Genomic DNA, 21129 nt, shown 5'->3' with positions numbered 1-21129 from the left:
CATCTCTCTTCCGGATCTCAGCTGCTGGAGGACACGGCGGCGGTGCGTTCGGACGCCGGGTCCGGGGCGGGGAGCAGGGCGGCGACCGGTTCCTGGAGGCGCTGGTGCAGCACGGGCAGGGCGCCGTCGAGGAACAACTGCCGCATGAGCGTGCGCTGCGTCTTCCCGCTGGTCGTCTTGCGGATCACCCCGGGGCGGACAAGCACCACGCTCACGCCGGGCAGCTGCAACTGCCTGCTGAGCAGCGCCTGGACGTCGGCTGCGAGGCGGATCAGGTCCTCCTCGCTGCCGCCCGCGCGGGCCTTGAGCTCCTGCACCACGACCACGTGCGAGCGGTCGGACGCCTTGTCGGTGACGGTGAACACCGCGCCGCCGCCGCGCCGGAATGCCTCCCCGGACTCCTGGACGGCCTGCTCGATGTCCTGCGGGTAGAGATTGCGGCCGTGGTGGATGAGCATCTCCTTGATCCGGCCGGTGACGTAGAGCTCCTCGTGGAGCAGGGCGCCGAGGTCGCCGGTGCGGAAGTAGCCCGCCCGGCCGTCGGCCGTGACCGCCTGGAACGTCTCGGTGGTGAGCTCGCGCCGGTTCCAGTAGCCGGCGGCCACCGAGGGGCCGCGCAGCCAGATCTCGCCGATCCGGCCGCCGGGCAGCGCCTGACGGGTCATCGGGTCCACGATCAGGACCTCGGTGTCCTTCGGCCGGCCGCAGCCCACGAGGGTCCGGGCCGGGCGGTCGCTGCGCACGGGCCGCAGCTCGTCCTGCTCCAACGCGACAGCGTCGACGGTGAGTTCGAGGTGCGGCGCCTCGGTGTCGCCGCCGGAGACCAGCAGGGTGTTCTCGGCCAGGCCGTAGCAGGGCAGCAGGGACTCGGCGCGCAGACCGTTGCCGGCGAAGCGCCGGACGAAGGCGCGCAGGGTGTCGGCGCGCACCGGCTCGGCCCCGTTGAGCGCCACCCGCAGGCTGGACAGGTCCAGCCCCGCCGACTGCTCCTCGGTGACGCGCCGGACGCACAGGTCGTAGCCGAAGTTGGGCGAGGCGGTGCCCTCGACGCGATAGTCGTGGATCATGCGCAGCCAGCGGTGTGGCTGCTTGATGAAGGAGACCGGTGACATCTGCACGCTGGTACCGCCCACCCACAGTGGCTGGAGGGTCATCCCGATGAGCCCCATGTCGTGATAGAGGGGCAGCCAGCTGCCCGCCACGACACCTTCCGGGGTCCGCATCGCGGCGCGGATGGCCTCCTCGTTGGCGGCCAGGTTGGCGTGCGTGACCATGACGCCCTTGGGTTCGCTGGTGGAGCCCGAGCTGTACTGGAGGAAGGCCACGTCGGTGTCGCGCACGACGGGCGGTACCCACAGGTCGGGATCGGCTCCGTCCTGGTCGTCCGGGCCGGTCGACAGGCACACCACGTCCCGCTCTCCGGCGGCGGCCAGCCAGGCCCCGATGGCCTGCCGGAACTCGGGGAGCGTCAGCACCGCCCCGACCCCGGCGTCCCGCAGGATGCCGCTGACCCGTGCCAGCCGCTCGCCCGGCTCGTCGGGCAGGGGCGCGGGAATCGCGGTACGCCCGGCGTAGAAGCAGCCGAGGAAGGCCGTCACGAAGTCCAGGGTCGGCGGATAGAGCAACAGGACCGGGCGGGAGGGGTCGCCCTTGGACGCGTGGTGCAGCCGGGCGGCGACGAGGCGCGCCCGCCGGTCCAGTTCCGCGTAGCCGATCTCTTCGGATCGCATGGCCGGGCCGTCCTCGTGCAGATACACGAACGCGGCACGTTCGGGATGGCGGTCCACGCCGGCGCGTACGGCGTCGGTCAACGTTCGGTGCTGAAGCTGGTGAGCCACAGGCATTCCTTTCGGCGGTCGGTGACCGGTGTGGTGTGGAACGTCCGGGAGGCACCGAGTGCCATCCGGTGTCTCTCAGCCTCGATGCGCCGTGAAAAGCCGGCGTAAAGCGGAAATTGGCGCGCACGTCAAGGGTTTGGGGTTCAGCGGACGACGTCGGCGGGAGCCGGTACAACGGTGTGTGCGCGGAGCGGCACATTCAGTCCTGGCACGGGGTGCCGGTCACGGGGGTGACAGAAGGGGGTGTCATGGTCGAACAGGACGCTCTTCCTGTGAGGGGCGAACCCCTCCCTGTCGGTCCGCTGCCCGCGGTGGGTTGGCGTGCGGTCCAGGAAGCCGCGCGGCGGCACGGCTACGCCGTCTGCCACGGCCGGCCGGTGGACTGGGGGCGACATCCCGGCCCCGGCGCGCGCGAACTCCTCGGGCCGGACTGGTCGCGGTACTGCGCGGCACGCGAACCCCTCGTGCGGGCGCGGCTGCTGGGCTCGCGGCTGCTGCTGCGCCACACCGTTTCCGCCGTGGCCGGCGTGGAGCCGGACCGGGTCGTGCTGGGCCGCGACCGCCGTGGGCGGCCCGTCCTCCACGAGCCTCCCGGGCTGGACGTGGCCATCAGCCACACGGCCGGAATGCTGGTGGCGGGGGCCGCCCGCGGCCGTCTGATCGGAGTGGACGTGGAGGTGTCGGACCGCCCGCTGCTGACGCCCGGACTGGCCGATAGGTTCTGTCATCCGCGGGAGCTGGCGGAGCTGTCCGGGCTGCCGCCGGCCGAGCGGAATCAGAGACTGGTGCGTCTGTGGACGCTCAAGGAGGCCTATACGAAGGCACACGGCGTCGGACTGGCGTGGGACTTCGCACGACTGCGCCCCCGCCCCGGACCGCACGGCGACGGCTGGTGGTCCCTTGAGGCGGCGCCGGGTTGGCGACTGCGCTGTGACCGAGTGGCGGGGCGGTTCCTCGTTGCCGCGGCGCTGGGTCCTGACGGCCTGTAACTGCCCTTTCGTCAAGCCGAGTTCCGGTGGGTGCACGGCAACCGGGAATCGAGTCAAGGATGTTTCGATACACCGTTGACTCGATTGGTCGCCGGGTCTAGCGTCGGCAGTACACGGCACGAGAACGGCACTCAGCTCACGCACCCCCTCTTTACGAGGAGCGGAATCCGTGACTTCTCAGCCTCACCTCAGGCCTGCCGAGCACATCCCGTCGGCCGCGCACCCGCACAGGTGGCGCGTGCTGGCGGTACTGCTGGTCAGCCTCCTGCTCGTCGTCCTGGACACCTCGATCCTGAACGTTGCCCTGAAGACCCTCGCCGAGCCGGCACCCGTCGGCCTGGGGGCCACGCAGAGCGAGCTGCAGTGGTCGATCGACTCCTACACGCTCGTCTTCGCCGCCCTGCTCTTCACCACCGGTGTGCTCGCCGACCGCTGGGGACGCAAGCGGACGCTGCTGGCCGGGCTCGTCGTCTTCGGTGGCTGTTCCCTGTGGTCCGCCCACGCGGACAGCGCCGGCGAACTCGTCGTCGCCCGGGCGGGGCTGGGCGTCGGCGGTGCCCTCGTGCTGCCCGCCACTCTGGCGATCATCATGGCCGTCTTCCCACCCGCCGAACGCGCCCAGGCCATCGGTGTCTGGGCGGGTGCCGCCGGACTCGCTGTGGCGCTGGGCCCCGTCACCGGTGGCGTGCTGCTGGAGCACTTCTGGTGGGGCTCGGTGTTCCTGATCAACCTGCCCATCGTGCTGATCGGCGCCGTAGCCGCGCTGTTCGTCGTACCCGAGTCCCGCGACCCCGGGCGCGGCGGCTTCGACCCGCTCGGCGTCGCCCTGTCCGTCGCCGGCCTGACCGCCCTGGTGTACGGCGTGATCAAGGGGGGCGAGTCCGGTGACTGGGCGGACACCGCCGTCTGGGGGACGATGCTCTGCGGCCTCGCCGTCCTGGGCCTGTTCGCCGTCTGGGAACACCACAGTCGGTGTCCCGCGCTGGACCTCGCCCTGTTCACCGATCGTCGCTTCAGCGCCGCCGTGGCCGTCATCGGGCTGGTCTTCTTCAGCCTGCTCGGCGCCACCTTCTTCCTGGTCTTCTACCTCCAGAGCGTGCGCGGTTGGACCCCGCTGGAGGCCGGCCTCCTGCTGCTGCCCCTGGCGGTGGCCCAGCTGACGTTCGCACCGGCCGCGACGGTCGCCGCCAAGCGGATCGGGGTCCGGCCGGTGTGCGCCGGCGGGATGCTGCTCACCTCGCTCGGCTTCCTCGCGGTCGCGACCGTCGACGAGCGGACCGAGGTCTGGGTCCTGGAGTCCGTCCTGTTCGTGATGGGCGTCGGCATCGCCTGTGTGATGCCCCCGGCGACCTCCGCCGCCATGTCCGCTGTCGGCCCGGGCCGGTCCGGCACCGGAGCGGCGGTCAGCACCACCTTTCGGCAGGTGGGCGGCGCCCTCGGCGTCGCGGTCCTGGGCTCGGTGCTCTCCGTGGCTTACCGCTCCCGGATCGAGGACCACCTGGCGCCGCTGCCCGCCGCAATGAGAGACCCGGCGCAGGAGTCCGTCGCCGCCACCCTCACCGCCGCGCGGGAACTGGGCCCGGGCGGCGCCGCCATCGAGGACCGCGCGGTCGACGCGTTCGTCTCGGCCATGCACCTCACGTCCCTCGTCGCCGCGGGCGTCACGCTCGTCGGTGCTCTCGCCGCCCTGCTGCTCCTGCCCTCCCGTACGGCCGTCGGCACGCCCGGCGCCGAGGAGGCGACCGCCGAAGAACCCCACACCGCGGAGGTATGAACCCGTATGCCGCCACACCTCGACCGATCGGCAGCCGCCCCGGGGCGCACGGCCCGGGGCGGCCGCCAGCGCGATCCCGCCGCCGACCGGGCGATCCTGGACGGCACCCTCGCCCTGCTCAGCGAAGGGTGCAGCTTCGGCGACCTGTCCATGGACCTGGTCGCCCAGCGAGCCGGGGTGGCCCGCGCCACCATCTACCGCCGCTGGCGCAACAAGGAGGAACTGGTGCTCGCCGCGCTGAGCACCCTTGACCTTCCCGTGCCGCCGCTGACCGGACTCAGCCTGCGGGACAAGCTGGTGACCCTCGTGGACCAGCTGCGCCACCGTGGCCAGGACACCCCGCTGCACCGGCTGATCGGCAGCCTGCTGGGTGAGGCGGTGCGCCGCCCGCAACTGGTGGAGCGATTCGAACAGACCGTCACCGCCGCCCGGCGCGAGGCCCTGCTGGCGACGCTGCGCGACGGCGTCGACAGCGGTGAGCTGCGCGCCGACCTCGATCTGGAGGATGCGGTCGAGATTCTGACCGGACCGATGGCCGCCCGGCTGATCCTGCGTCAACGCACCGTGGAATCGCGTGCGTTCGCCGAGACGATCGTCGACACGTTTCTGAACGGAACCCGCACGACCTGTGCCGGAGCAGGACCCGGCACAGCACCGGAGCACTCCCCACCACCACAGGAGCCGCAACCATGAAATTCCTCTTCGACGACCCCGCCTTCGACTACCAGGCGCTGCGCACCGCCGGTTACGCCGATTACGGCGGTGCGCAGCTGGGCGAGGTCGTCGCGGTCGCCTCGCGCATCCCGAACGGCGACACCGAAGCGTGGCGGCACCAATGGGCCTCCCTCGCCGAAGGGGCTCACCGGCTGGGCACCGCCGCCCTGGGCGAGGGCCGCCGCGACGACGCGCGCGCCGCACTGCTGCGGGCACACAACTACTACCGGACCGCCGAGTTCTTCCAGCGCGACAACGCACGGGACCCGGAGGCCCTGCGGCTGATGCGGCTGTCCCGGGAGACCTTCGCCGACGCCGCCCAACTCATGGACCGGCCACCGGAGTTCGTGCGCATCCCCTATGAGGACACCTCGCTGCCCGGCTACCTGTACCGGGCGGATGACTCCGACGAGCCGCGGCCGATGGTCATCCATCACGGCGGCCTCGACTCCACCCTCGAGGAGGGCTACTTCTTCGTGGCGGCCGCGGCAATCGCCCACGGCTACGACTGTCTGTGCTTCGAAGGGCCGGGTCAGGGCTCGGTCCTTCGCGACCAAGGGCTGGCCTTCAGGGCCGACTGGGAGAACGTGGTCACGCCGGTCGTGAACCACGCGCTGTCCCTGCCGGGTGTGGACCCCGACCGGCTGGTCCTGGCCGGGACCAGCCTCGGCGGCCTGCTCGCCGTGCGCGCCGCCGCGTTCGAGCACCGGCTGGCCGGCTGCGTCGCCCACGACGCGGTCTGGCAGCTGGGTGATGTCGTGGCGCTGCCGCCATTCGTGCTGGAGTGGGTCGAGCAGGGGCACGACGACTTCGCCAACCCGGTGATGTGGGGAATTGCCGCGCAGCAGACCTTCACCCGCTGGATGCTGCGGCAAGCCCTGTGGACCTTCGACGCCGAGACCCCGGCCCAACTGCTGCGCCGGTTACCGGCGTTCGCCCTGTCCGACGTGATCGGCCAGGTGCGTTGTCCCGTGCTCGTCCTCGACGCGGAGGAGGACCTGTTCTTCACCGGGCTGGAGCACGCGAAGAAGGTGTACACGGGGCTGAATTCGCCCAAGACGCTGCACGTCTTCACGGCTGACGAGGGCGGCGGGGCGCACTGCCACTCCGGTGCCATGCGCCTGTTCCACGACCGGCTCTTCTCATGGCTGCTGGAGACTCTCGGGGCGGACCGGCCGGCGGCGACCTGACCGGCGACGGCCGGTCCGCGGCACATCCAGCTCGAAACAGCCCGGCCCGCTCCCCGCGGGCCGGGCTGCTCGGCTCCGAGTCATACGGCGGTTCGTGAGGCGGCCGATTTCTTTCCGGCCGCCTGTCATCGGACCGCCGAATTTCATTCTCCTTAATGGCCGTGTAACGAGCGAGACTGGTACCGAAGAACAAGCTCGCATATGCTGCACACCATAGCGACGAAATCGCTGATCATTGTGCCGCCCCCAGACCAGGGGCGGACGGGGGATCCGAAGATTAGTTGAATGCGTTCCACGCATTCGGGGGGTTTGTCGTGTCCCTGTCCCCTTTAGTGCCCGACCACACTCTGCATTATGCGCTGCTGGGGCGGCTGCGGGTGTCCCGCGGCGGCGCCGATCTCACACCCGAGCCGCCCAAGCTCGCCAAACTCCTCGCCCTTCTGCTGGTCAGGGCGGGTGAGACGGTGCCGGGGGAAAAGCTGATGGCGGAACTGTGGGAGCGGGAGCCGCCGCGCTGCGCGTCTACCAGCCTGCGCGTGTACGTCTCACAGCTGCGGAAATTGCTGAATGGCGATCAGCAAACATCCCCGATCGTCACGACACCGCCCGGGTACATTCTCGATGTAAGCGGCGCGGTGACCGATTCTCATGAATTCGAAACGCTCTACAGTCGTGGCCGGGAACGGTACTTGGCGGCCGATTTCCACCACGCATCCGAGCTCCTGCACAGGGCACTGTCCCTGTGGCGAGGACCTGTTCTCGAGGGTATTCCCGGGTCGCTGGACATCGAATCGTTCGCGGCCGTGCAGGAGGAGAAGCGGCTGAACTGCACCGAGCTGAGCATCGATTCCTCGCTGGCACTCGACCGGCATCATGAGGTGTGCGAGCAGCTGAAGGGCCTGCTCGTGCAGCACCCCATGAGGGAGCCCTTCTACCGTCAGCTGATGGTCGCCCTGTACCGGGCGGGCCGCCAGGGAGACGCGCTACAGGTGTACCGCCGCGCGCGCAGGGTGCTCAAGGAGGAACTCGGGGTCGAGCCCGGGCCGGCACTGCGGCTCGCCCAGGAGGCCATCCTGCGGGCGGACCCGGAGCGGCTCGAGGCCTCCGGGATGACCTCGTCCGTCCACTGACCGTCAGGGCCCCGTCCGGCCGGTCGGGCCCCGCACGGCGTCTGCTCATCCGGCGTTTGCGCCCCCTTGACCGCTCGCCCACAGCGTGCGGTCGATCCCGCATGAGCGGGAGAGCTGAGCTGTCGTGCTGGTTCGTGCGCGAGCGGGCACCGGCCACGGTGCCGTGACCTTGGTCCCGGCCGACGCCGTTTGCCGAAAGCCGTTGCCCGCTCGACCTGCCCCGTCCGGCACCGTTCCCGCACACGGGAGGAAGAGCCGTGGCCGGTCCGGCAGCCGTCCTTTTCACACTCCGCCTGATCGGGCTCACCGTCGGTCCGGCGGGGCCCCGGCGCACGGCGACACCCCAGGGCGACTGAATACCGTCCTCCGAGCACGGTGGGATCCCCGCGGTTCGGGCGTCAACTCACTGTCGTGCGCGGCCGTGGCTCGAACCCCGCCGCCCGGTAGGCCTCGTCGATCAGCGACATCGTCGCCAGCGCGTCGTCCGCGTCCAGCGCGAGCGGGGCGTCCCGGCGGATGTGCGCGGCGAGCGCCTCCAGTTGGTAGGTGTACGACGAGCGCGTGCCCAGCCGCTCCGTCCGCTCGCCCTGCGCCGTACGCACCACGACCCGGTCGTCGCGGTGCGGCAGCACGAAGTTCGGCGCGAACGCCTCGCCGCGCGAGCCGACGATCCGGCAGCTCATCTCCAGCTCGCCGTACGCCATGTGACAGCGCGCGGACGCGGTCGCCCCGCCGGGGAACTCCAGCTCGGCGTCCAGCCACTCGTCGACGCCCGCAGCCCCGGCCCGCTCCCCGCCTCGCGCGCAGACGACGCGCGGCGCACCGCCGGCCCAGGGCGCGAGCATCCGCACCGCGTGCAGGCTGTAGCAGCCGAGGTCCATCACGGCGCCGCCCGCGAGGGGCAGCGACCAACGCGGGTCCAGGTCGCCCGGTGCCGGGATCGCGACGAGCGTCTCCACCCGGTGCAACTCGCCCAGTTCGCCGCTCTGAACGATCTCGTGCAGGCGCCGGGTGACCGGGTGGAAGAGATAGTGGAACGCCTCCATGAAGACGCTCCCGGACTTCGTGACCGCCTCCCGCACCTCGGCCGCCTCCTCGGCGTTGCTCGCCGACGGCTTCTCCGTCAGGACGTGCTTGCCGGCCGCGAGCGCGGCGAGGTTCCAGGGCCCGTGCAGACCGTTGGCGAGCGGGTTGTAGACGACCTCGACCTCGGGGTCGGCGAGCAGGTCGGCGTAGGAGTCCACCACCCGCTCCACGTCGTGCTCGTCGGCGAACGCCGCGGCGCGGGCCCGGTCGCGCGCGGCCACCGCCACGAGACGGTGGCCGGTCGTCCGGGCCGGGCCGACGAGGGAGAGCTCGGTGATGCGTGCCGCGCCCAGTACCCCGATGCGCAGCGGTTCCCGGCCCGAATCGTTCATCCCTGCCGTACCTCCTCGATCGTCACCGGACGGTGCTCGTGCAGCGACAGTGTGCAGGCGTCGGCGATCCAGCCCGCCTCCAGGGCGTCCTCGATCGTGCACGGGGAGGGCCGGGTACCCGCCACGACCTCGGTGAACGCGGTGAGTTCGGCGCGGTATGCGGCGCTGAAGCGGTCCATGAAGAAGTCGTGCGGCGTGCCCGCCGGGAAAGTCACGCCCGGCTCGACCGAGCGCAGCGGCAGCTTGTCCTCCAGGCCGACCGCGATGGAGTCCGTGAAGCCGTGGATCTCCATGCGGACATCGTGACCCCGGGCGTTGTGGCGGGAGTTGGAGACGACCGCGATCGTGCCGTCGTCCAGGGTGAGGATCGCGCCGGTGGTGTCGGCGTCCCCCGCCTCCTTGATGTAGTCGGCGCCCCTGTTGCCGCCGACGGCGTACACCTCGCTCACCTCGCGGCCGGTCACCCAGCGGATGATGTCGAAGTCGTGCACCGAACAGTCCCGGAAGATGCCACCGGAGGCGGCGATGTACGCGGCGGGCGGCGGCGCCGGATCCAGCGTGGTCGAGCGGACCGTGTGCAGCTTGCCGAGCTCGCCACTCTGCACGGCGGCGCGGGCGTTGACGAAGCCGGTGTCGAAGCGGCGGTTGTAGCCGATCTGGATCGGCACGTCCTTGCCCTGGACCGCCTTCAGCACCTCGACACCCTCGGCCATGGTCCTGGCGACGGGCTTCTCGCAGAAGACGGGAACGCCGGCCTCGACGCCGGCCAGGATCAGCGCGGGGTGGGCGTCCGTCGCCGCCGCGACGACGATGCCGTCCACGCCGGCGGCCAGCAGGGCCTCGGGCGAGTCCACGACCTCGGCGCCGAACCGCTCCGCGGCGGCCTTGGCGGCGTCCGCGAACGGGTCGGTGACGACGAGGGAGTCGACCGCGTCGAGGCCGGAGAGGGTCTCGGCGTGGAAGGCGCCGATGCGGCCGAGGCCGAGGATTCCGATACGCATGGTTCTGCTTCCTTGGGTACGGGGCTTGCGAGAGGAGAGGTCGGAGTGGCAGACGAAGATCTAGTCGAGGCCGCCCAAGACGTTCTGGTCCCAGTCGATCACCGATCCCGTGACCACCCCGGACCGGTCGGACAGCAGGAACACCACGAAGTCGGCGATCTCGTCGGGTTGCCCGAGCTTCCCCATCGGCAACCCGGCGGCAGCCGACTCGCGCCAGCCGTCGTCGGCCCCGTGGAACGCCTTCTGCGTGGCGTCCTCGCCCTCGGTCGCCGTCCAGCCGATGTTGAGGCCGTTGATGCGGACCCGGTCCCAGCGGTGGGCGTGCGCGGCGTTGCGGGTCAGGCCGATCAGGCCGGCCTTGGCGGAGACGTACGGGGCCAGGAACGGCTGCCCGCCGTGTGCCGAGGACGTGATGATGTTGACGATCGTGCCGGGCGCCTTGCGGGCGACCATGTCCGAGACGGCGGCCTGCATGGCGAAGAACGGTGCCCTGAGGTTGATCGCGATGTGCTGGTCGAACAGCTCGGGCGTGGTGTCGAGGAGTGTGCCCCGGGAAGTCAGCCCCGCCGAGTTGACCAGGCAGTCGATCCGGCCGTACGCGTCGACGACCTCGGCGACGGAGGCTTTCGCCTGCTCGGCGTCCGACAGGTCGGCCCGCACGAACAGCGCCTTGCCCCCGGCGGCCGCCAGCTCGGCCACCAGGGCCTCACCGGGTTCGGCGCGCCGCCCGGTGACAGCCACGACCGCGCCTTCGCGCACGGCAGCCCGCGCGATGGCGGCGCCGACACCCTGGCTGCCGCCGTTGACGAGGACGACCTTGTCGTCGAGAAGTCCCATGTCTTTCCGGGTCCTTTCAGCTCTGGCGCCGCTCGGCGCCGGCCCGTAGCTCGTCCCGCAGGGCCTCGGGAGTCCATGCCTCGCGCAGTGCGCGCCGTACGACGTCCGCCTGGGAGGGCGGAGCCAGACCGTCGACCGGCGGGTCGCTGTCGAGGTTCGTGGGGAAGGGGTAGCCCTCGGCGCTCGCGGCGATCACGTTCGCCGTCCACGTCTCGTCCACGCCCGCCCGTCCCAGCAGCACCGGGTAGACGGCGTTCGCGACGGCCTCGCGGTCCACCGTCTCCATCGCCCGTCCGAACGCGGAGGACACCTGGAGGAGGTTCGCCATCCGCCGGATGTCCGCCGACCGGTTGGTGCCGGCCGCGTGGAACAGCGCCGGGTTGAAGAAGGCCGCATCGCCCTTGGCGAGGGGGAGCTGGACGTGCTGCGCCTCGAAGTACTCCTGGAACTCGGGCAGTCGCCAGGCCAGGTACCCCGGCTCGTACGTCTGTGAGTACGGCAGGTACATCGTCGGCCCGGATTCCACTGGCATGTCGCAGTGCGCGACGGCGCCCTGGAGGGTGAGCACGGGGGAGAGGGCGTGGACATGGGCCGGGTAGGCGGCAGCGACCTCGTTGGAGAGGAAGCCCAGGTGGTAGTCGCGGTGCACGCTCTGCGCGGCGCCGCCCGGGTTGACCACGTTCACCTGCGAGGTCACCTGGTAGCCGGGGCCGAGCCAGGCGCGGGAGACCAGCGCGAGGATGTCGTTGGCGTAGTAGTCCGCGAAGGCCTCGGGGTCGTAGAGGGCCGCCTTCTCCAGCGCGTTCCAGACCCGGTCGTTGGCGCCCGGCTTGGCGAAGTGGTCCCCGGCGCTCGCGCCCGAGGCGCGCTGCTCGGCGATCAGGGCGTCGAACACGGCGCTGAGCCGGTCGACGATCTCCGGGTCCGGGAAGGCGCCCTGGAAGACCACGATGCCCGGCCCGTCGGTGAGAGCGCGGACCAGCTCGGCCCGCACCGCCCTGCTGTCGTCCGCCTTACGGAGGCGGTCGCTGTCGTAGATCAGGACGTTCCGCTCGACGGCGGAGGCGTACGGGTGGTCGGCGAGGTCCGTGGTCCGCTCGACCACCTCACGGAAGCCGGCGAGGTCGCAGTCGTGCTCGGACAGCCAGGCCCGGCGGTGTACGGGGGTGAAGGACATCGGCGTCCTCTCGGTGACAGGGGCGACTCAGCGCTGCCATTCTTGTCATGACAATCCCGTCGAACAACCAGCAGACGACCATCAAAAACCCCTCAAGGAGCCGTCGCATGGGTCACCCGTTCCCGATCCGGGAGATCGCACGTCAGGCGGGCTTGAGCGAGGCCACGGTCGACCGGGTTCTGAACGGACGGGGAGGGGTGCGCGAGAGCACCGAGCGCGAGGTCCGCCAGGCGATAGCCGACCTGGACCGGCAGCGCACACAGGTCCGGCTGGTGGGCCGTACCTTCATGATCGACATAGTGATGCAGACGCCGGAGCGGTTCTCCACGGCCGTACGGGCCGCCCTGGAGGCCGAGCTGCCGGCCCTGCATCCGGCCGTCGTGCGCTCGCGCTTCCACTTCCGTGAGACGGGCCCGGTGGCGGAGCTGACGAGGACGCTGGACCGGATCGGCCGGCGCGGTTCGCAGGGCGTGATCCTGAAGGCCCCGGACGTCCCCGAGATGGCCGCCGCCGTCGCGCGGCTCGCGGAGTCCGGCATCCCCGTAGTGACCCTCGTGACGGACCTGCCGTCCACACCGCGCCTCGCGTACGTCGGCATCGACAACCGGTCCGCCGGTGCGACCGCCGCGTACCTCATGGGCCAGTGGCTCGGGGACCGTCCCGACCATGTCCTCACCAGCCTCAGCAGCGGCTTCTTCCGCAACGAGGAGGAGCGCGAGATGGGTTTCCGCAGCGCCATGCGCGCCCGGCACCCCGAGCGCACGCTCGTCGAACTCGCCGAGGGACAGGGCCTGGACGCCACCCAGTACGACCTGGTCAGGGCCGCCCTGGAGCGTGACCCCGAGATCCGCGCGGTCTACTCGATCGGCGGCGGCAACATCGCCACGCTGCGCGCCTTCGAGGACCTCGGGCGGCGGTGCGCGGTGTTCGTGGCGCACGACCTCGACCATGACAACACCCGCCTGCTGCGCGAGCAGCGCCTGTCCGCCGTCCTCCATCACGACCTGCGCCACGACATGCGCGAGGCCTGCCACATCGTCATGCGGGCCCACGGCGCGCTGCCGCCCGCGGGACCGACACTGCCGTCGGCGATCCAGGTGGTGACCCCCTACAACATGCCCACACCCATCGGGTGACGATCGCGGCCGTGCTCGTGGCGTGTACGCCCGCGCCGGGCGCTCCGGCTCCCTACCGTCGTGCCCATGTGGAAATCGAACCCGGAAGGTGGGCCCGAACGGCTGGTGGCGCTCGCCGACGGCGTGTTCGCCATCGCCATCACCCTGCTCGTCCTGGACCTCGACGTGCCACGGGGGCTGACCGGGCGGGAGTACCACGACGCACTGCGCGAGGTGCTGCCGGACTTCGGCGCCTACGCCCTCAGCGTGGTGGTGCTGGGCAGCTTCTGGCGTGACCACCGCCGGATCTTCCGCACCGTGCGTGAGGTCGACGGACAGCTGATCACCCTGTCCGTCTTCGGCCTGGGCATCGCGGCGCTGGTGCCGTTTCCCACCAGGCTGATCTCCGAGTACGGCGGCGAACCCGTCTCGGTCGCGGTCTACGCCGCGTCGGTCGCGGCGCTCGGAGCCGCCCACCTCGCCCTGGTCGCCGTACTGGCCCGGCGCCCGTGGCTGCGCGGCGACATCACCCCCGTGGGCGGCTTCGGGCTGTACGCCCTCGATCTCGCCGTGACGGTGACGGTGTTCCTCCTCACGATCCCGCTGACGCTGGTGGTCGGGGCCGCCGCCGCGTGGTGGTGGCTCGTCCTGGTCCCGCTCAAGATCTCCCTCGGCCGGCGCGCCCGTGTGCCCGCCGACCAGTGACCGATCCGGCTACGCGTCCACGTTCACCCACGCTCGGCTCTTCGCCGACCGCGCCATCGCGTCCAGCACGGCGGCGCTGTGCACCGCGTCCTGAAGGGTGGCCCCGTGCGGGACGCCCTCGGCGACGGAGCGCAGGAAGCGGGACGCCTCGATGACCTTGAGGTCGTCGTAGCCCATGGCGTTCGCCGCGCCCGGCTGGAAGGCGCCGAACTCGCCGTCGCCCGGGCCGACGTACACCGTGCTGACCGGCTGGTCCTGGTAGGTCGTGCCGCGGCTGATGCCCAGTTCGTTCATCCGGCGGAAGTCCCAGAGGACGGCGCCCTTGGTGCCGTGCACCTCGAAGCCGTAGTTGTTCTGCTCGCCGACCGAGACCCGGCAGGCCTCCAGCACGCCGCGGGCGCCGGAGGCGAAGCGCAGCAGGCAGTTGACGTAGTCCTCGTTCTCGACCGGACCGAGCTCGCCCCCGGTCGCGCGGCTGTGGCCGGCCGTGGCGCCGGTGGGGCGGGCGCGCTCCGGGAGGAAGATCGCCGTGTCGGCGGTCAGGGAGGAGATGTCGCCGAGCAGATGGCGGGCCAGGTCGGCGCCGTGTGAAGCCAGGTCGCCCAAGACCCCGCTGCCGCCGCGCTCCTTCTCGTACCGCCAGGTCAGGGCGCCGTCGGGGTGGGCGGCGTAGTCGCTGAAGAGGCGGAGGCGCACGTGCGTGACGGTGCCGATCTCGCCGGCGGCGATGAGGTCGCGGGCCGCCTCCACGGCGGGTGCGTTGCGGTAGTTGAAGCCGACCGCGCCCTGGACGCCGGCCTTGGCGACGGCGTCTGCGACCGCCCGGGCGTCCGCGACGGTCAGGCCCACCGGCTTCTCGATCCAGATGTGCTTGCCGGCCTCGGCCATCGCGACGCCGATCTCGCGGTGCAGGAAGTTCGGCGCGGTGATGCTGACCGCCCGCACACGCGGGTCGGCGGCCACCTCCCGCCAGTCACGGGTCGTCGAGGCGAACCCGAACTGTGCGGCGGCCTCCTCGGCCCGGCCGGGCACCTCCTCGGCGACGGTCACCAGCTGCGGACGCAGAGCCAGCTGCGGGTAATGGTGCGGGACGCGGGCGTACGCCTGGGTGTGCACCCGCCCCATCCAGCCGAATCCGACGACGGCGACACCGAGCGTATCCACCATTGCAGCCCTTCTCTGGACGTTGTTTGGACCGGTCCATCTGCTGTCCAAATCACCTTGGGTGCGGCCCGCCGCCGGTGTCAACCCTTTCCCGGCCCCTTTGACAAGGTGAGCACCGCATGGAACGGTCCATGTCCATGAGAGCGCCGACGATCCGTGATGTGGCCGACCGGGCCGGCGTCTCCAAGTCGCTGGTCTCGCTGGTCCTGCGCGGTTCGGACCAGGTGCGCACGGAGAAGCGGGAGGCCGTGCTGCGGGCCGTGCGCGAGCTCGGCTACCGCCCGAACGCCGCCGCGCGCAGCCTCAGCGAGCAGCGCACCCGCACGGTCGGCGTCCTCCTGAACGACCTGCGCAACCCCTGGTTCGTCGACATGCTCGACGGTCTGAACTCGCTCCTGCACGACAACGGCCTGCACATGCTCCTGGCCGACGCCCGGCTCAACCGCCGTACCGGACAGGACCCGACCGGCCCCTTCCTGGACCTCGGGGTCGACGGCCTGATCGTCGTCGGCACGCTGCCGGACCCGGCCGCGCTCGGGGCGGTCGCCGAGCGCCTCCCGGTGGTGGTGGCGGGCGCGCGCGAGCCGCGGCTGCCCGGCGTGGACGTCGTCGCCAACGACGACGAGCGGGGCGCCCGCCTGGTCACCGAGCACCTCATCGGCCTCGGGCACCGGCGCATCGCGCACATCGCGGGATACGGCGCGGTCGGTGAACTGCGTCGGAGCAGCTTCGAGGCGACCATGCGGGAGCACGGCCTCGCGGCCGAGGCGGTCGTCGAGCCGAGCGACATGACCGAGGAGGGCGGCTACCGCACGACGGTCCGCCTGCTGAGCCGGGCGGAACGGCCGACGGCCGTCTTCGCCGTCAACGACATCGCCGCCATCGGCGCGCTGTCCGCGGCCGACGAGTCGGGGCTGCGGGTGCCCCGCGACCTGTCCGTCGTCGGCTACGACAACACGAGCATCGCCCGCCTGCGGCACGTCTGGCTCACCAGCGTCGACAACGCCAGTCACGAGGTCGGCCGGCGCGCGGCCCGCTGCCTGCTCGAACGGTTCGACGGTGCCAAGAGTGCGGGCGAAGTCCGCCTCGCGGCACCGACGTTGGAGATCCGGGGCTCGACGGCACCCCCGCTCACTGGTTGATCGCGTACGCCTTGCGTAGCGTCTCGTGCACCGTCCACGTCGTACGGTCGCCCTCGCGCAGTACGGCCATGTCGCCGGGCCCCACCGTCAGCGTCGGCCCGCCCTCGACCTCGATGGTGGCCGACCCGCTGATGACGACGAACAGTTCGTCGGCCTCCGTGTCGGTGACCACGCCGGGCGTGATCTGCCAGATGCCCCGCACCTGACGCCCGTCCTCCGACTCCCAGACGACTTTCCCGGTCACCTCGGGTGTGCCGGAGACGATCTGCTCGGGTTCGAGCGGCTCGGGTTCGAGCTCGGCGTCGGGGATGTGCAGTACGAAGCTGTGCGTCATGCCGCGACCCTAGCCGGGGTGAACGGGGCAGGGGCGTGGACAGGGTGTGGGGTCTCGGCGGCGCCGAGCGGACACTCCGTCGCCACCGCGCACCGCCCGACGATTCTCGGCACGGCCCGGCACCGAGTGCGGCGGAGCCTTGCGCTCAATGCGGTAGACAAAATTGTTGACAATTCTGTTTGGCTAGATTTACGTTCGACAGGCACTCACTCAGGGAGGGCACATGCCGAAGGAAGCCCGTCCGAGCACCGGAGAGCAGGCCAAGCAGCATGCGCTCGCGCAGCTGCGGCAGGCGATCCTGCACGGCGAGATGGCACCGGCACAGCGGCTGGTGGAGAACGAACTCGCCGAGCAGTTCGGTGTCACACGGGCCAGCATCCGCGCGGCACTCATCGATCTGGAGGCACAGGGACTGGTCGAGCGGATCCGCAACCGCGGTTCGCGGGTGCGGGTGGTGACCGTGGAGGAAGCGGTCGCCATCACCGAGTGCCGCATGGTCCTGGAGGGGCTGTGCGCGGCCAAGGCAGCCGTCGCGGCCGGCGACGAGCAGCTGACCCAACTGGCGGACCTCGGCGCGGCGATGACCAAGGCCGTCGCCGACGGCGAGCCGATGACGTACTCGGAGCTGAACCAGGAACTGCACGCCAGAATCCGGGAGTTCTCCGGCCAGCGCACGGCCGTGGAGCTGCTGGAGCGGCTCAACGCACAACTGGTGCGCCACCGCTTCCAGCTGGCGCTCAGGCCGGGTCGTCCGCAGCACTCCCTGAACGAGCACCTGGCCATGATCGAGGCGATCCGGGCCAGGGACCCGCAGGCGGCCGAGGCGGCCGTCCGCGCCCACCTCAGCAGCGTGATCGAGGCGCTGCGCGACTGAGTCGTGCACGTCGCCGCGTGACGGCGCGTCGGAGGGCGGGCGCACACCTGTCACCCAAGGAGAAGACCCGTAATGACGCACGCCGATGCGCCCTCACCCACGCTCGAACAACCTCGCGCGGCGGGACCCGCGTCCCCGCCACGCTCGACCCTCGTCATCACCGCGCACGCCGGCGACTTCGTGTGGCGGGCGGGCGGAGCCATCGCCCTGGCCGCCGCCCGGGGCGAGAAGGTCACCATCGCCTGCCTGACCTTCGGCGAGCGCGGCGAGTCCGCCAAGGCCTGGCGCGAGGGCAGGAAGCTGGAGGAGATCAAGGCGATGCGCCAGGGAGAGGCCGAGCGTGCCGCCGCCACCCTCGGCGCCGAGGTCCGCTTCTTCGACGCCGGCGACTATCCGCTGATCGCCTCCGCCGAGCTGACCGACCAGCTCGTCGCCGTCTACCGCGAGACCCAGCCCGACGTGGTGCTCACCCACCCGACGGAGGACCCGTACAACGGCGACCACCCGGCCGCCAACCGCATGGCCCTCGAGGCCCGGATCCTCGCGCAGGCCATCGGCTACCCGGGCGACGGCGACATCATCGGCGCCCCGCCGGTCTTCTGCTTCGAGCCGCACCAGCCCGAGATGAGCGGCTTCCGGCCCGAGGTCCTGCTCGACATCACCGAGGTGTGGGAGACCAAGCGGGCGGCCATGGAGTGCCTCGGCGCCCAGCAGCACCTGTGGGACTACTACACCGACCTCGCCGTCCGCCGCGGCGTCCAGCTCAAGCGCAACGCCGGACCCAACCTGGGCCTGGCCCACAGGACCATGGCCGAGGCGTACATGCGCCCCTTCCCGCAGATCGCGAAGGAGCTGGCATGAGCGGCGTGATCGTCACCAACCCGCCCAGGGCAGAGCTGAAGGACGTCGACGCGCTGGCCTGCTTCGGCGTGGCGACGGTGAGCGAGGCGATGGGCCGAACCGGCCTGCTGGGGACGGCGATCCGTCCCGTCCAGCAGGGCGTGCGGGTCGCCGGTACGGCTGTCACGGTGCTGAGCTGGCCCGGCGACAACCTCATGATCCACGCCGCGGTGGAGCAGTGCGTCGAGGGCGACATCCTGGTCGTCACCACCACCTCACCCTGCACGGACGGCCTGTTCGGGGAGCTGTTCGCGACCGCCCTCCAGCAGCGCGGCGTGCGCGGTGTCGTGCTCGGCACGGGCATCCGCGACACCCAGGAGCTGCGGGACATGGGCTTCGCCGCCTGGTCGCGGGCGGTGTGCTCGCAGGGCACCGTCAAGGCCACCGGCGGCTGCGTGAACGTGCCGATCGCCATCGACGGCCAGGTCGTCCGCCCCGGAGACGTGATCCTCGCCGACGACGACGGCGTGGTCGTCGTACCGCGAGAGCGCGCCCGGGAGACGGCGGCGAAGGCCGAGGCCCGCGAGGCCAAGGAGGCCGCGACACGTGCCGCCTTCCTCGACGGCCAACTCGGCCTGGACCGCTACGGGTTGCGGGAGACCCTCGTACGGCTCGGTGTGACGTACAAGTCCTACGACGAGTACGTCCGTGAGGAGGCGCAGCCGTGACCGGCCAGGCCGAGGTCCGCTGCATGCTGATGCGCGGCGGCACCTCCAAGGGCGCCTACTTCCTGGCCACGGACCTGCCCGCCGACACCGGCGCCCGCGACGAACTGCTGCTGCGCATCATGGGCAGTCCCGACGAGCGGCAGATCGACGGCCTGGGCGGCGCGCACCCGCTCACGAGCAAGGTCGCCGTGGTCGCGCCGTCCTTGGACCCGGGTGCGGATGTCGACTACCTCTTCCTCCAAGTCGCCGTGGACAAGTCTGAGGTGAGCGATCGTCAGAACTGCGGGAACATCCTCGCGGGCGTCGGTCCGTTCGCCGTCGAGCGCGCTCTCGTGCCGGCGGGTCAGGGGCGGACCTCCGTACGCATCCGCATGGTCAACACCGGCGACTTCGCCACCGCCACCTTCCCGACCCCGCACGGCCGAGTCGATTACACGGGGGATGCCGAGATCTCGGGCGTACCAGGTGTGGCAGCCCCCGTGGTGATCGAATTCCCGCCCGGCGCCGGGAAGTTGCTGCCCACCGGAAACGTCCGCGACGGGATCGACGGCATCCCGGTGACCTGCGTGGACAACGGCATGCCGACCGTCCTCGTCCAGGCCGCCGCGCTCAAGGTCACCGGCTATGAGACGCCCAAGGAGCTGGAGGAGGACCTCGCGCTCGCCGAGCGCCTGCGAGAACTCCGGTCGGTGGCGGGCAAGTTGATGGGCCTGGGCGACGTCTCGGACACCACCGTCCCCAAGGTCACACTCCTCGCCCCGCCCCGCCATGGCGGCGCGGTCACCACCCGCACCTTCATCCCTGTCCGCTGCCACTCGTCGATCGGAGTGCTCGGGGCGGCCAGTGTCGCCGCGGGACTGCGCGTCGCAGGAGGCGTCGGCGCGGATCTCGCGGAACTTCCTCCCGAGGGCGACCGGGTCCGCCTCGAACACCCCGCGGGCTTCCTGGACATCGAATGCAGCCTCGGCACCGACTCCGCAGGCCTGCCAACTGCCGGCCGTACGGCTGTCGTCCGCACCGCCCGCAAGATCTTCGACGGCACCGTCTTCCCCCGGTCCACCGAGACGGCCCCGCTCCCCGTACCCACCACCGGAGGTTCCCGATGACCCCGCCGCTCGGCGACATCGCCCACATCGGCCACGCCCAGCTGTTCACCCCGGACCTGGACGCCAGCGTCGCCTTCTTCACCGACTACCTGGGCCTCACCGTCAACGGGGAGGACGGCGACACGGTCTACCTGAGGACCTTCGACGACTACGAGCACCACAGCCTGGTACTCACCGCCCGCGAACAGCCGGGCCTCGGCCGGCTCGCGCTGCGCACCTCCAGCGAGGAGGCACTGCACCGCCGTATCGAGGCGATCGAGGCGGCGGGCGGCTCCGGCAAGTGGGTCGAGGACGAGCCCGGTGTCGGCAGGCTGTTCCTGACCACCGACCCCGACGGGCACGAACACGCCCTGTACTGGGAGAGCGAGTACTACCGGGCACCGGCGGCGCTCGAGCCCGCGCTGAAGAACCAGCCGCAGGCCAGGCCCAACCGGGGCGTGGGCGTAAGGCGGCTGGACCACGTCAACTTCCTCGCGGCCGACGTGCCGGCCAACGCCGAGTTCCAGGAACAGGTGCTGGGCGCACGGGCCACCGAGCAGATCCGGCTCGACTCCGGGAAGATCGCGGCGCGTTGGCTGACCTTCACCGACAAGTCGTACGACGTCGTCTACACCTCGGACTGGACCGGCTCCGCCGGGCGGCTGCACCACATCGCCTTCGCGGCCGACACCCGTGAGGACATCCTGCGCGCCGCCGACCTCGCCATCGACACCGGCGTGTTCATCGAGACGGGCCCGCACAAGCACGCCATCCAGCAGACGTTCTTCCTGTACGTCTACGAGCCCGGTGGCAACCGTATCGAGCTGTGCAACCCGCTCACGCGGCTGGTGCTGGCCCCGGACTGGCCGCTGGTCACCTGGACCGAGGCCGAACGGGCCAAGGGGCAGGCGTGGGGCCTGAAGACGATCGAGTCCTTCCACACGCACGGGACTCCGCCGGTCGTCTGAGAAGGCGCCTCCTTCGGATCTTTCGAGTCACTCGGGTCTTTCCAGGCGCGCTGCTGGATTGTCGCTGAGATTGTTGACAAAAACGTTGACTCTTTGCCCTCCGGCT

20 protein-coding genes are annotated in these 21129 nt (G+C 71.1%); 13 read left to right on the top strand and 7 right to left on the bottom strand.

Annotated features, from left to right (window positions below; genetic code table 11):
- Window positions 1–17: 17 nt before the first annotated feature.
- Window positions 18–1838 carry a fatty acyl-AMP ligase gene (locus ACFY5C_RS02120; RefSeq protein WP_389439432.1) on the bottom strand — a complete coding sequence of 607 codons (1821 nt, stop codon included), beginning with the start codon at window positions 1836–1838 and terminating at the stop codon, window positions 18–20.
- Window positions 1839–2110: 272 nt separating this feature from the next.
- Between ACFY5C_RS02120 and ACFY5C_RS02115 the strand changes: the two genes are divergently transcribed.
- The 5 genes from ACFY5C_RS02115 to ACFY5C_RS02095 all read left to right on the top strand — a co-directional run bounded on the left by ACFY5C_RS02115 (window position 2111) and on the right by ACFY5C_RS02095 (window position 7635).
- Window positions 2111–2827, top strand: coding sequence for a 4'-phosphopantetheinyl transferase family protein (locus ACFY5C_RS02115; protein ID WP_389439430.1), 717 nt, complete (start codon window positions 2111–2113; stop codon window positions 2825–2827).
- A gap of 169 nt (window positions 2828–2996) precedes the next feature.
- On the top strand, window positions 2997–4601 hold the full coding sequence (locus tag ACFY5C_RS02110) for a DHA2 family efflux MFS transporter permease subunit (protein ID WP_389439428.1): 1605 nt from the start codon (window positions 2997–2999) through the stop codon (window positions 4599–4601).
- A gap of 6 nt (window positions 4602–4607) precedes the next feature.
- Window positions 4608–5294: a TetR/AcrR family transcriptional regulator gene (locus ACFY5C_RS02105; RefSeq protein WP_389439426.1), complete on the top strand. Its 687-nt coding sequence runs from the start codon at window positions 4608–4610 to the stop codon at window positions 5292–5294.
- Window positions 5291–6505, top strand: coding sequence for an alpha/beta hydrolase family protein (locus ACFY5C_RS02100; protein ID WP_389439424.1), 1215 nt, complete (start codon window positions 5291–5293; stop codon window positions 6503–6505). Before ACFY5C_RS02105 ends, ACFY5C_RS02100 begins: the two co-directional genes overlap by 4 nt.
- A 314-nt stretch (window positions 6506–6819) precedes the next feature.
- Window positions 6820–7635, top strand: coding sequence for a BTAD domain-containing putative transcriptional regulator (locus tag ACFY5C_RS02095; protein WP_389439422.1), 816 nt, complete (start codon window positions 6820–6822; stop codon window positions 7633–7635).
- Window positions 7636–8033: 398 nt separating this feature from the next.
- On the opposite strand, the gene ACFY5C_RS02090 is transcribed toward ACFY5C_RS02095, so the two are convergent.
- From ACFY5C_RS02090 to ACFY5C_RS02075, 4 genes are read right to left on the bottom strand one after another with little or no spacing between them, the layout of a single operon-like run.
- Window positions 8034–9053: a Gfo/Idh/MocA family protein gene (locus tag ACFY5C_RS02090; RefSeq protein ID WP_389439420.1), complete on the bottom strand. Its 1020-nt coding sequence runs from the start codon at window positions 9051–9053 to the stop codon at window positions 8034–8036.
- Window positions 9050–10054 (bottom strand): Gfo/Idh/MocA family oxidoreductase, encoded by a 1005-nt coding sequence (locus tag ACFY5C_RS02085; RefSeq protein ID WP_389439418.1) that lies wholly within the window; start codon window positions 10052–10054, stop codon window positions 9050–9052. The genes ACFY5C_RS02090 and ACFY5C_RS02085 overlap by 4 nt, the downstream gene beginning before the upstream one ends.
- Before the next feature lie 60 nt (window positions 10055–10114).
- A complete protein-coding gene (locus ACFY5C_RS02080) occupies window positions 10115–10891 on the bottom strand; it encodes an SDR family oxidoreductase (RefSeq protein WP_389439416.1) in 777 nt (258 codons plus the stop codon).
- Window positions 10892–10907: 16 nt separating this feature from the next.
- Window positions 10908–12068 carry a phytanoyl-CoA dioxygenase family protein gene (locus ACFY5C_RS02075; RefSeq protein WP_389439414.1) on the bottom strand — a complete coding sequence of 387 codons (1161 nt, stop codon included), beginning with the start codon at window positions 12066–12068 and terminating at the stop codon, window positions 10908–10910.
- 107 nt (window positions 12069–12175) lie between these two features.
- Here ACFY5C_RS02075 and ACFY5C_RS02070 point away from each other — a divergent pair, with 107 nt between their 5' ends.
- Both ACFY5C_RS02070 and ACFY5C_RS02065 read left to right on the top strand, forming a co-directional pair.
- Window positions 12176–13204, top strand: coding sequence for a LacI family DNA-binding transcriptional regulator (locus tag ACFY5C_RS02070; protein WP_389439412.1), 1029 nt, complete (start codon window positions 12176–12178; stop codon window positions 13202–13204).
- Between the two features lie 66 nt (window positions 13205–13270).
- Window positions 13271–13888, top strand: coding sequence for a TMEM175 family protein (locus ACFY5C_RS02065; RefSeq protein WP_389439410.1), 618 nt, complete (start codon window positions 13271–13273; stop codon window positions 13886–13888).
- Between the two features lie 9 nt (window positions 13889–13897).
- On the opposite strand, the gene ACFY5C_RS02060 is transcribed toward ACFY5C_RS02065, so the two are convergent.
- Window positions 13898–15055, bottom strand: coding sequence for a Gfo/Idh/MocA family protein (locus tag ACFY5C_RS02060; RefSeq protein ID WP_389439408.1), 1158 nt, complete (start codon window positions 15053–15055; stop codon window positions 13898–13900).
- Between the two features lie 134 nt (window positions 15056–15189).
- On the opposite strand from ACFY5C_RS02060, the gene ACFY5C_RS02055 reads away from it, so the two are divergent.
- A complete protein-coding gene (locus ACFY5C_RS02055) occupies window positions 15190–16194 on the top strand; it encodes a LacI family DNA-binding transcriptional regulator (RefSeq protein ID WP_389440650.1) in 1005 nt (334 codons plus the stop codon).
- Here the strand turns inward: ACFY5C_RS02055 and ACFY5C_RS02050 are convergent.
- Entirely contained in the window at window positions 16184–16528 is a 345-nt protein-coding gene (locus ACFY5C_RS02050; protein WP_389439406.1) for a cupin domain-containing protein, read from the bottom strand. The genes ACFY5C_RS02055 and ACFY5C_RS02050 overlap by 11 nt on opposite strands.
- Before the next feature lie 223 nt (window positions 16529–16751).
- Between ACFY5C_RS02050 and ACFY5C_RS02045 the strand changes: the two genes are divergently transcribed.
- From ACFY5C_RS02045 to ACFY5C_RS02025, 5 genes are all read left to right on the top strand, one after another.
- The gene (locus ACFY5C_RS02045) at window positions 16752–17402 is read left to right on the top strand and encodes a GntR family transcriptional regulator (protein ID WP_389439404.1); all 651 of its coding nucleotides are present in this window, start codon (window positions 16752–16754) and stop codon (window positions 17400–17402) included.
- Window positions 17403–17474: 72 nt separating this feature from the next.
- Window positions 17475–18263, top strand: a complete 789-nt coding sequence (locus ACFY5C_RS02040) for a PIG-L deacetylase family protein (protein ID WP_389439402.1) — start codon at window positions 17475–17477, stop codon at window positions 18261–18263.
- Entirely contained in the window at window positions 18260–18970 is a 711-nt protein-coding gene (locus ACFY5C_RS02035; protein WP_389439400.1) for a 4-carboxy-4-hydroxy-2-oxoadipate aldolase/oxaloacetate decarboxylase, read from the top strand. Before ACFY5C_RS02040 ends, ACFY5C_RS02035 begins: the two co-directional genes overlap by 4 nt.
- Window positions 18967–20076, top strand: coding sequence for a 4-oxalomesaconate tautomerase (locus ACFY5C_RS02030; protein ID WP_389439398.1), 1110 nt, complete (start codon window positions 18967–18969; stop codon window positions 20074–20076). The genes ACFY5C_RS02035 and ACFY5C_RS02030 overlap by 4 nt, the downstream gene beginning before the upstream one ends.
- Window positions 20073–21023 carry a catechol 2,3-dioxygenase gene (locus ACFY5C_RS02025; RefSeq protein WP_389439396.1) on the top strand — a complete coding sequence of 317 codons (951 nt, stop codon included), beginning with the start codon at window positions 20073–20075 and terminating at the stop codon, window positions 21021–21023. The genes ACFY5C_RS02030 and ACFY5C_RS02025 overlap by 4 nt, the downstream gene beginning before the upstream one ends.
- Window positions 21024–21129 lie beyond the last annotated feature (106 nt).

Origin of the sequence: Streptomyces sp. NPDC012935 (genome assembly GCF_042900345.1) — a bacterium.
Lineage (GTDB): Bacteria > Actinomycetota > Actinomycetes > Streptomycetales > Streptomycetaceae > Streptomyces.
This window is presented reverse-complemented; position numbering and strand designations above follow the sequence as displayed.

Excerpts from the sequence above, each read along its gene's own strand:
- ACFY5C_RS02105 (WP_389439426.1), top strand. The coding sequence starts at position 4,608 with ATGCCGCCACACCTCGACCGATCGGCAGCCGCCCCGGGGCGCACGGCC.
- ACFY5C_RS02100 (WP_389439424.1), top strand. The coding sequence starts at position 5,291 with ATGAAATTCCTCTTCGACGACCCCGCCTTCGACTACCAGGCGCTGCGC.
- ACFY5C_RS02090 (WP_389439420.1), bottom strand. The coding sequence starts at position 9,053 with ATGAACGATTCGGGCCGGGAACCGCTGCGCATCGGGGTACTGGGCGCG.
- ACFY5C_RS02085 (WP_389439418.1), bottom strand. The coding sequence starts at position 10,054 with ATGCGTATCGGAATCCTCGGCCTCGGCCGCATCGGCGCCTTCCACGCC.
- ACFY5C_RS02080 (WP_389439416.1), bottom strand. The coding sequence starts at position 10,891 with ATGGGACTTCTCGACGACAAGGTCGTCCTCGTCAACGGCGGCAGCCAG.
- ACFY5C_RS02075 (WP_389439414.1), bottom strand. The coding sequence starts at position 12,068 with ATGTCCTTCACCCCCGTACACCGCCGGGCCTGGCTGTCCGAGCACGAC.
- ACFY5C_RS02070 (WP_389439412.1), top strand. The coding sequence starts at position 12,176 with ATGGGTCACCCGTTCCCGATCCGGGAGATCGCACGTCAGGCGGGCTTG.
- ACFY5C_RS02065 (WP_389439410.1), top strand. The coding sequence starts at position 13,271 with ATGTGGAAATCGAACCCGGAAGGTGGGCCCGAACGGCTGGTGGCGCTC.
- ACFY5C_RS02060 (WP_389439408.1), bottom strand. The coding sequence starts at position 15,055 with ATGGTGGATACGCTCGGTGTCGCCGTCGTCGGATTCGGCTGGATGGGG.
- ACFY5C_RS02055 (WP_389440650.1), top strand. The coding sequence starts at position 15,190 with ATGAGAGCGCCGACGATCCGTGATGTGGCCGACCGGGCCGGCGTCTCC.
- ACFY5C_RS02050 (WP_389439406.1), bottom strand. The coding sequence starts at position 16,528 with ATGACGCACAGCTTCGTACTGCACATCCCCGACGCCGAGCTCGAACCC.
- ACFY5C_RS02045 (WP_389439404.1), top strand. The coding sequence starts at position 16,752 with ATGCCGAAGGAAGCCCGTCCGAGCACCGGAGAGCAGGCCAAGCAGCAT.
- ACFY5C_RS02040 (WP_389439402.1), top strand. The coding sequence starts at position 17,475 with ATGACGCACGCCGATGCGCCCTCACCCACGCTCGAACAACCTCGCGCG.
- ACFY5C_RS02035 (WP_389439400.1), top strand. The coding sequence starts at position 18,260 with ATGAGCGGCGTGATCGTCACCAACCCGCCCAGGGCAGAGCTGAAGGAC.
- ACFY5C_RS02025 (WP_389439396.1), top strand. The coding sequence starts at position 20,073 with ATGACCCCGCCGCTCGGCGACATCGCCCACATCGGCCACGCCCAGCTG.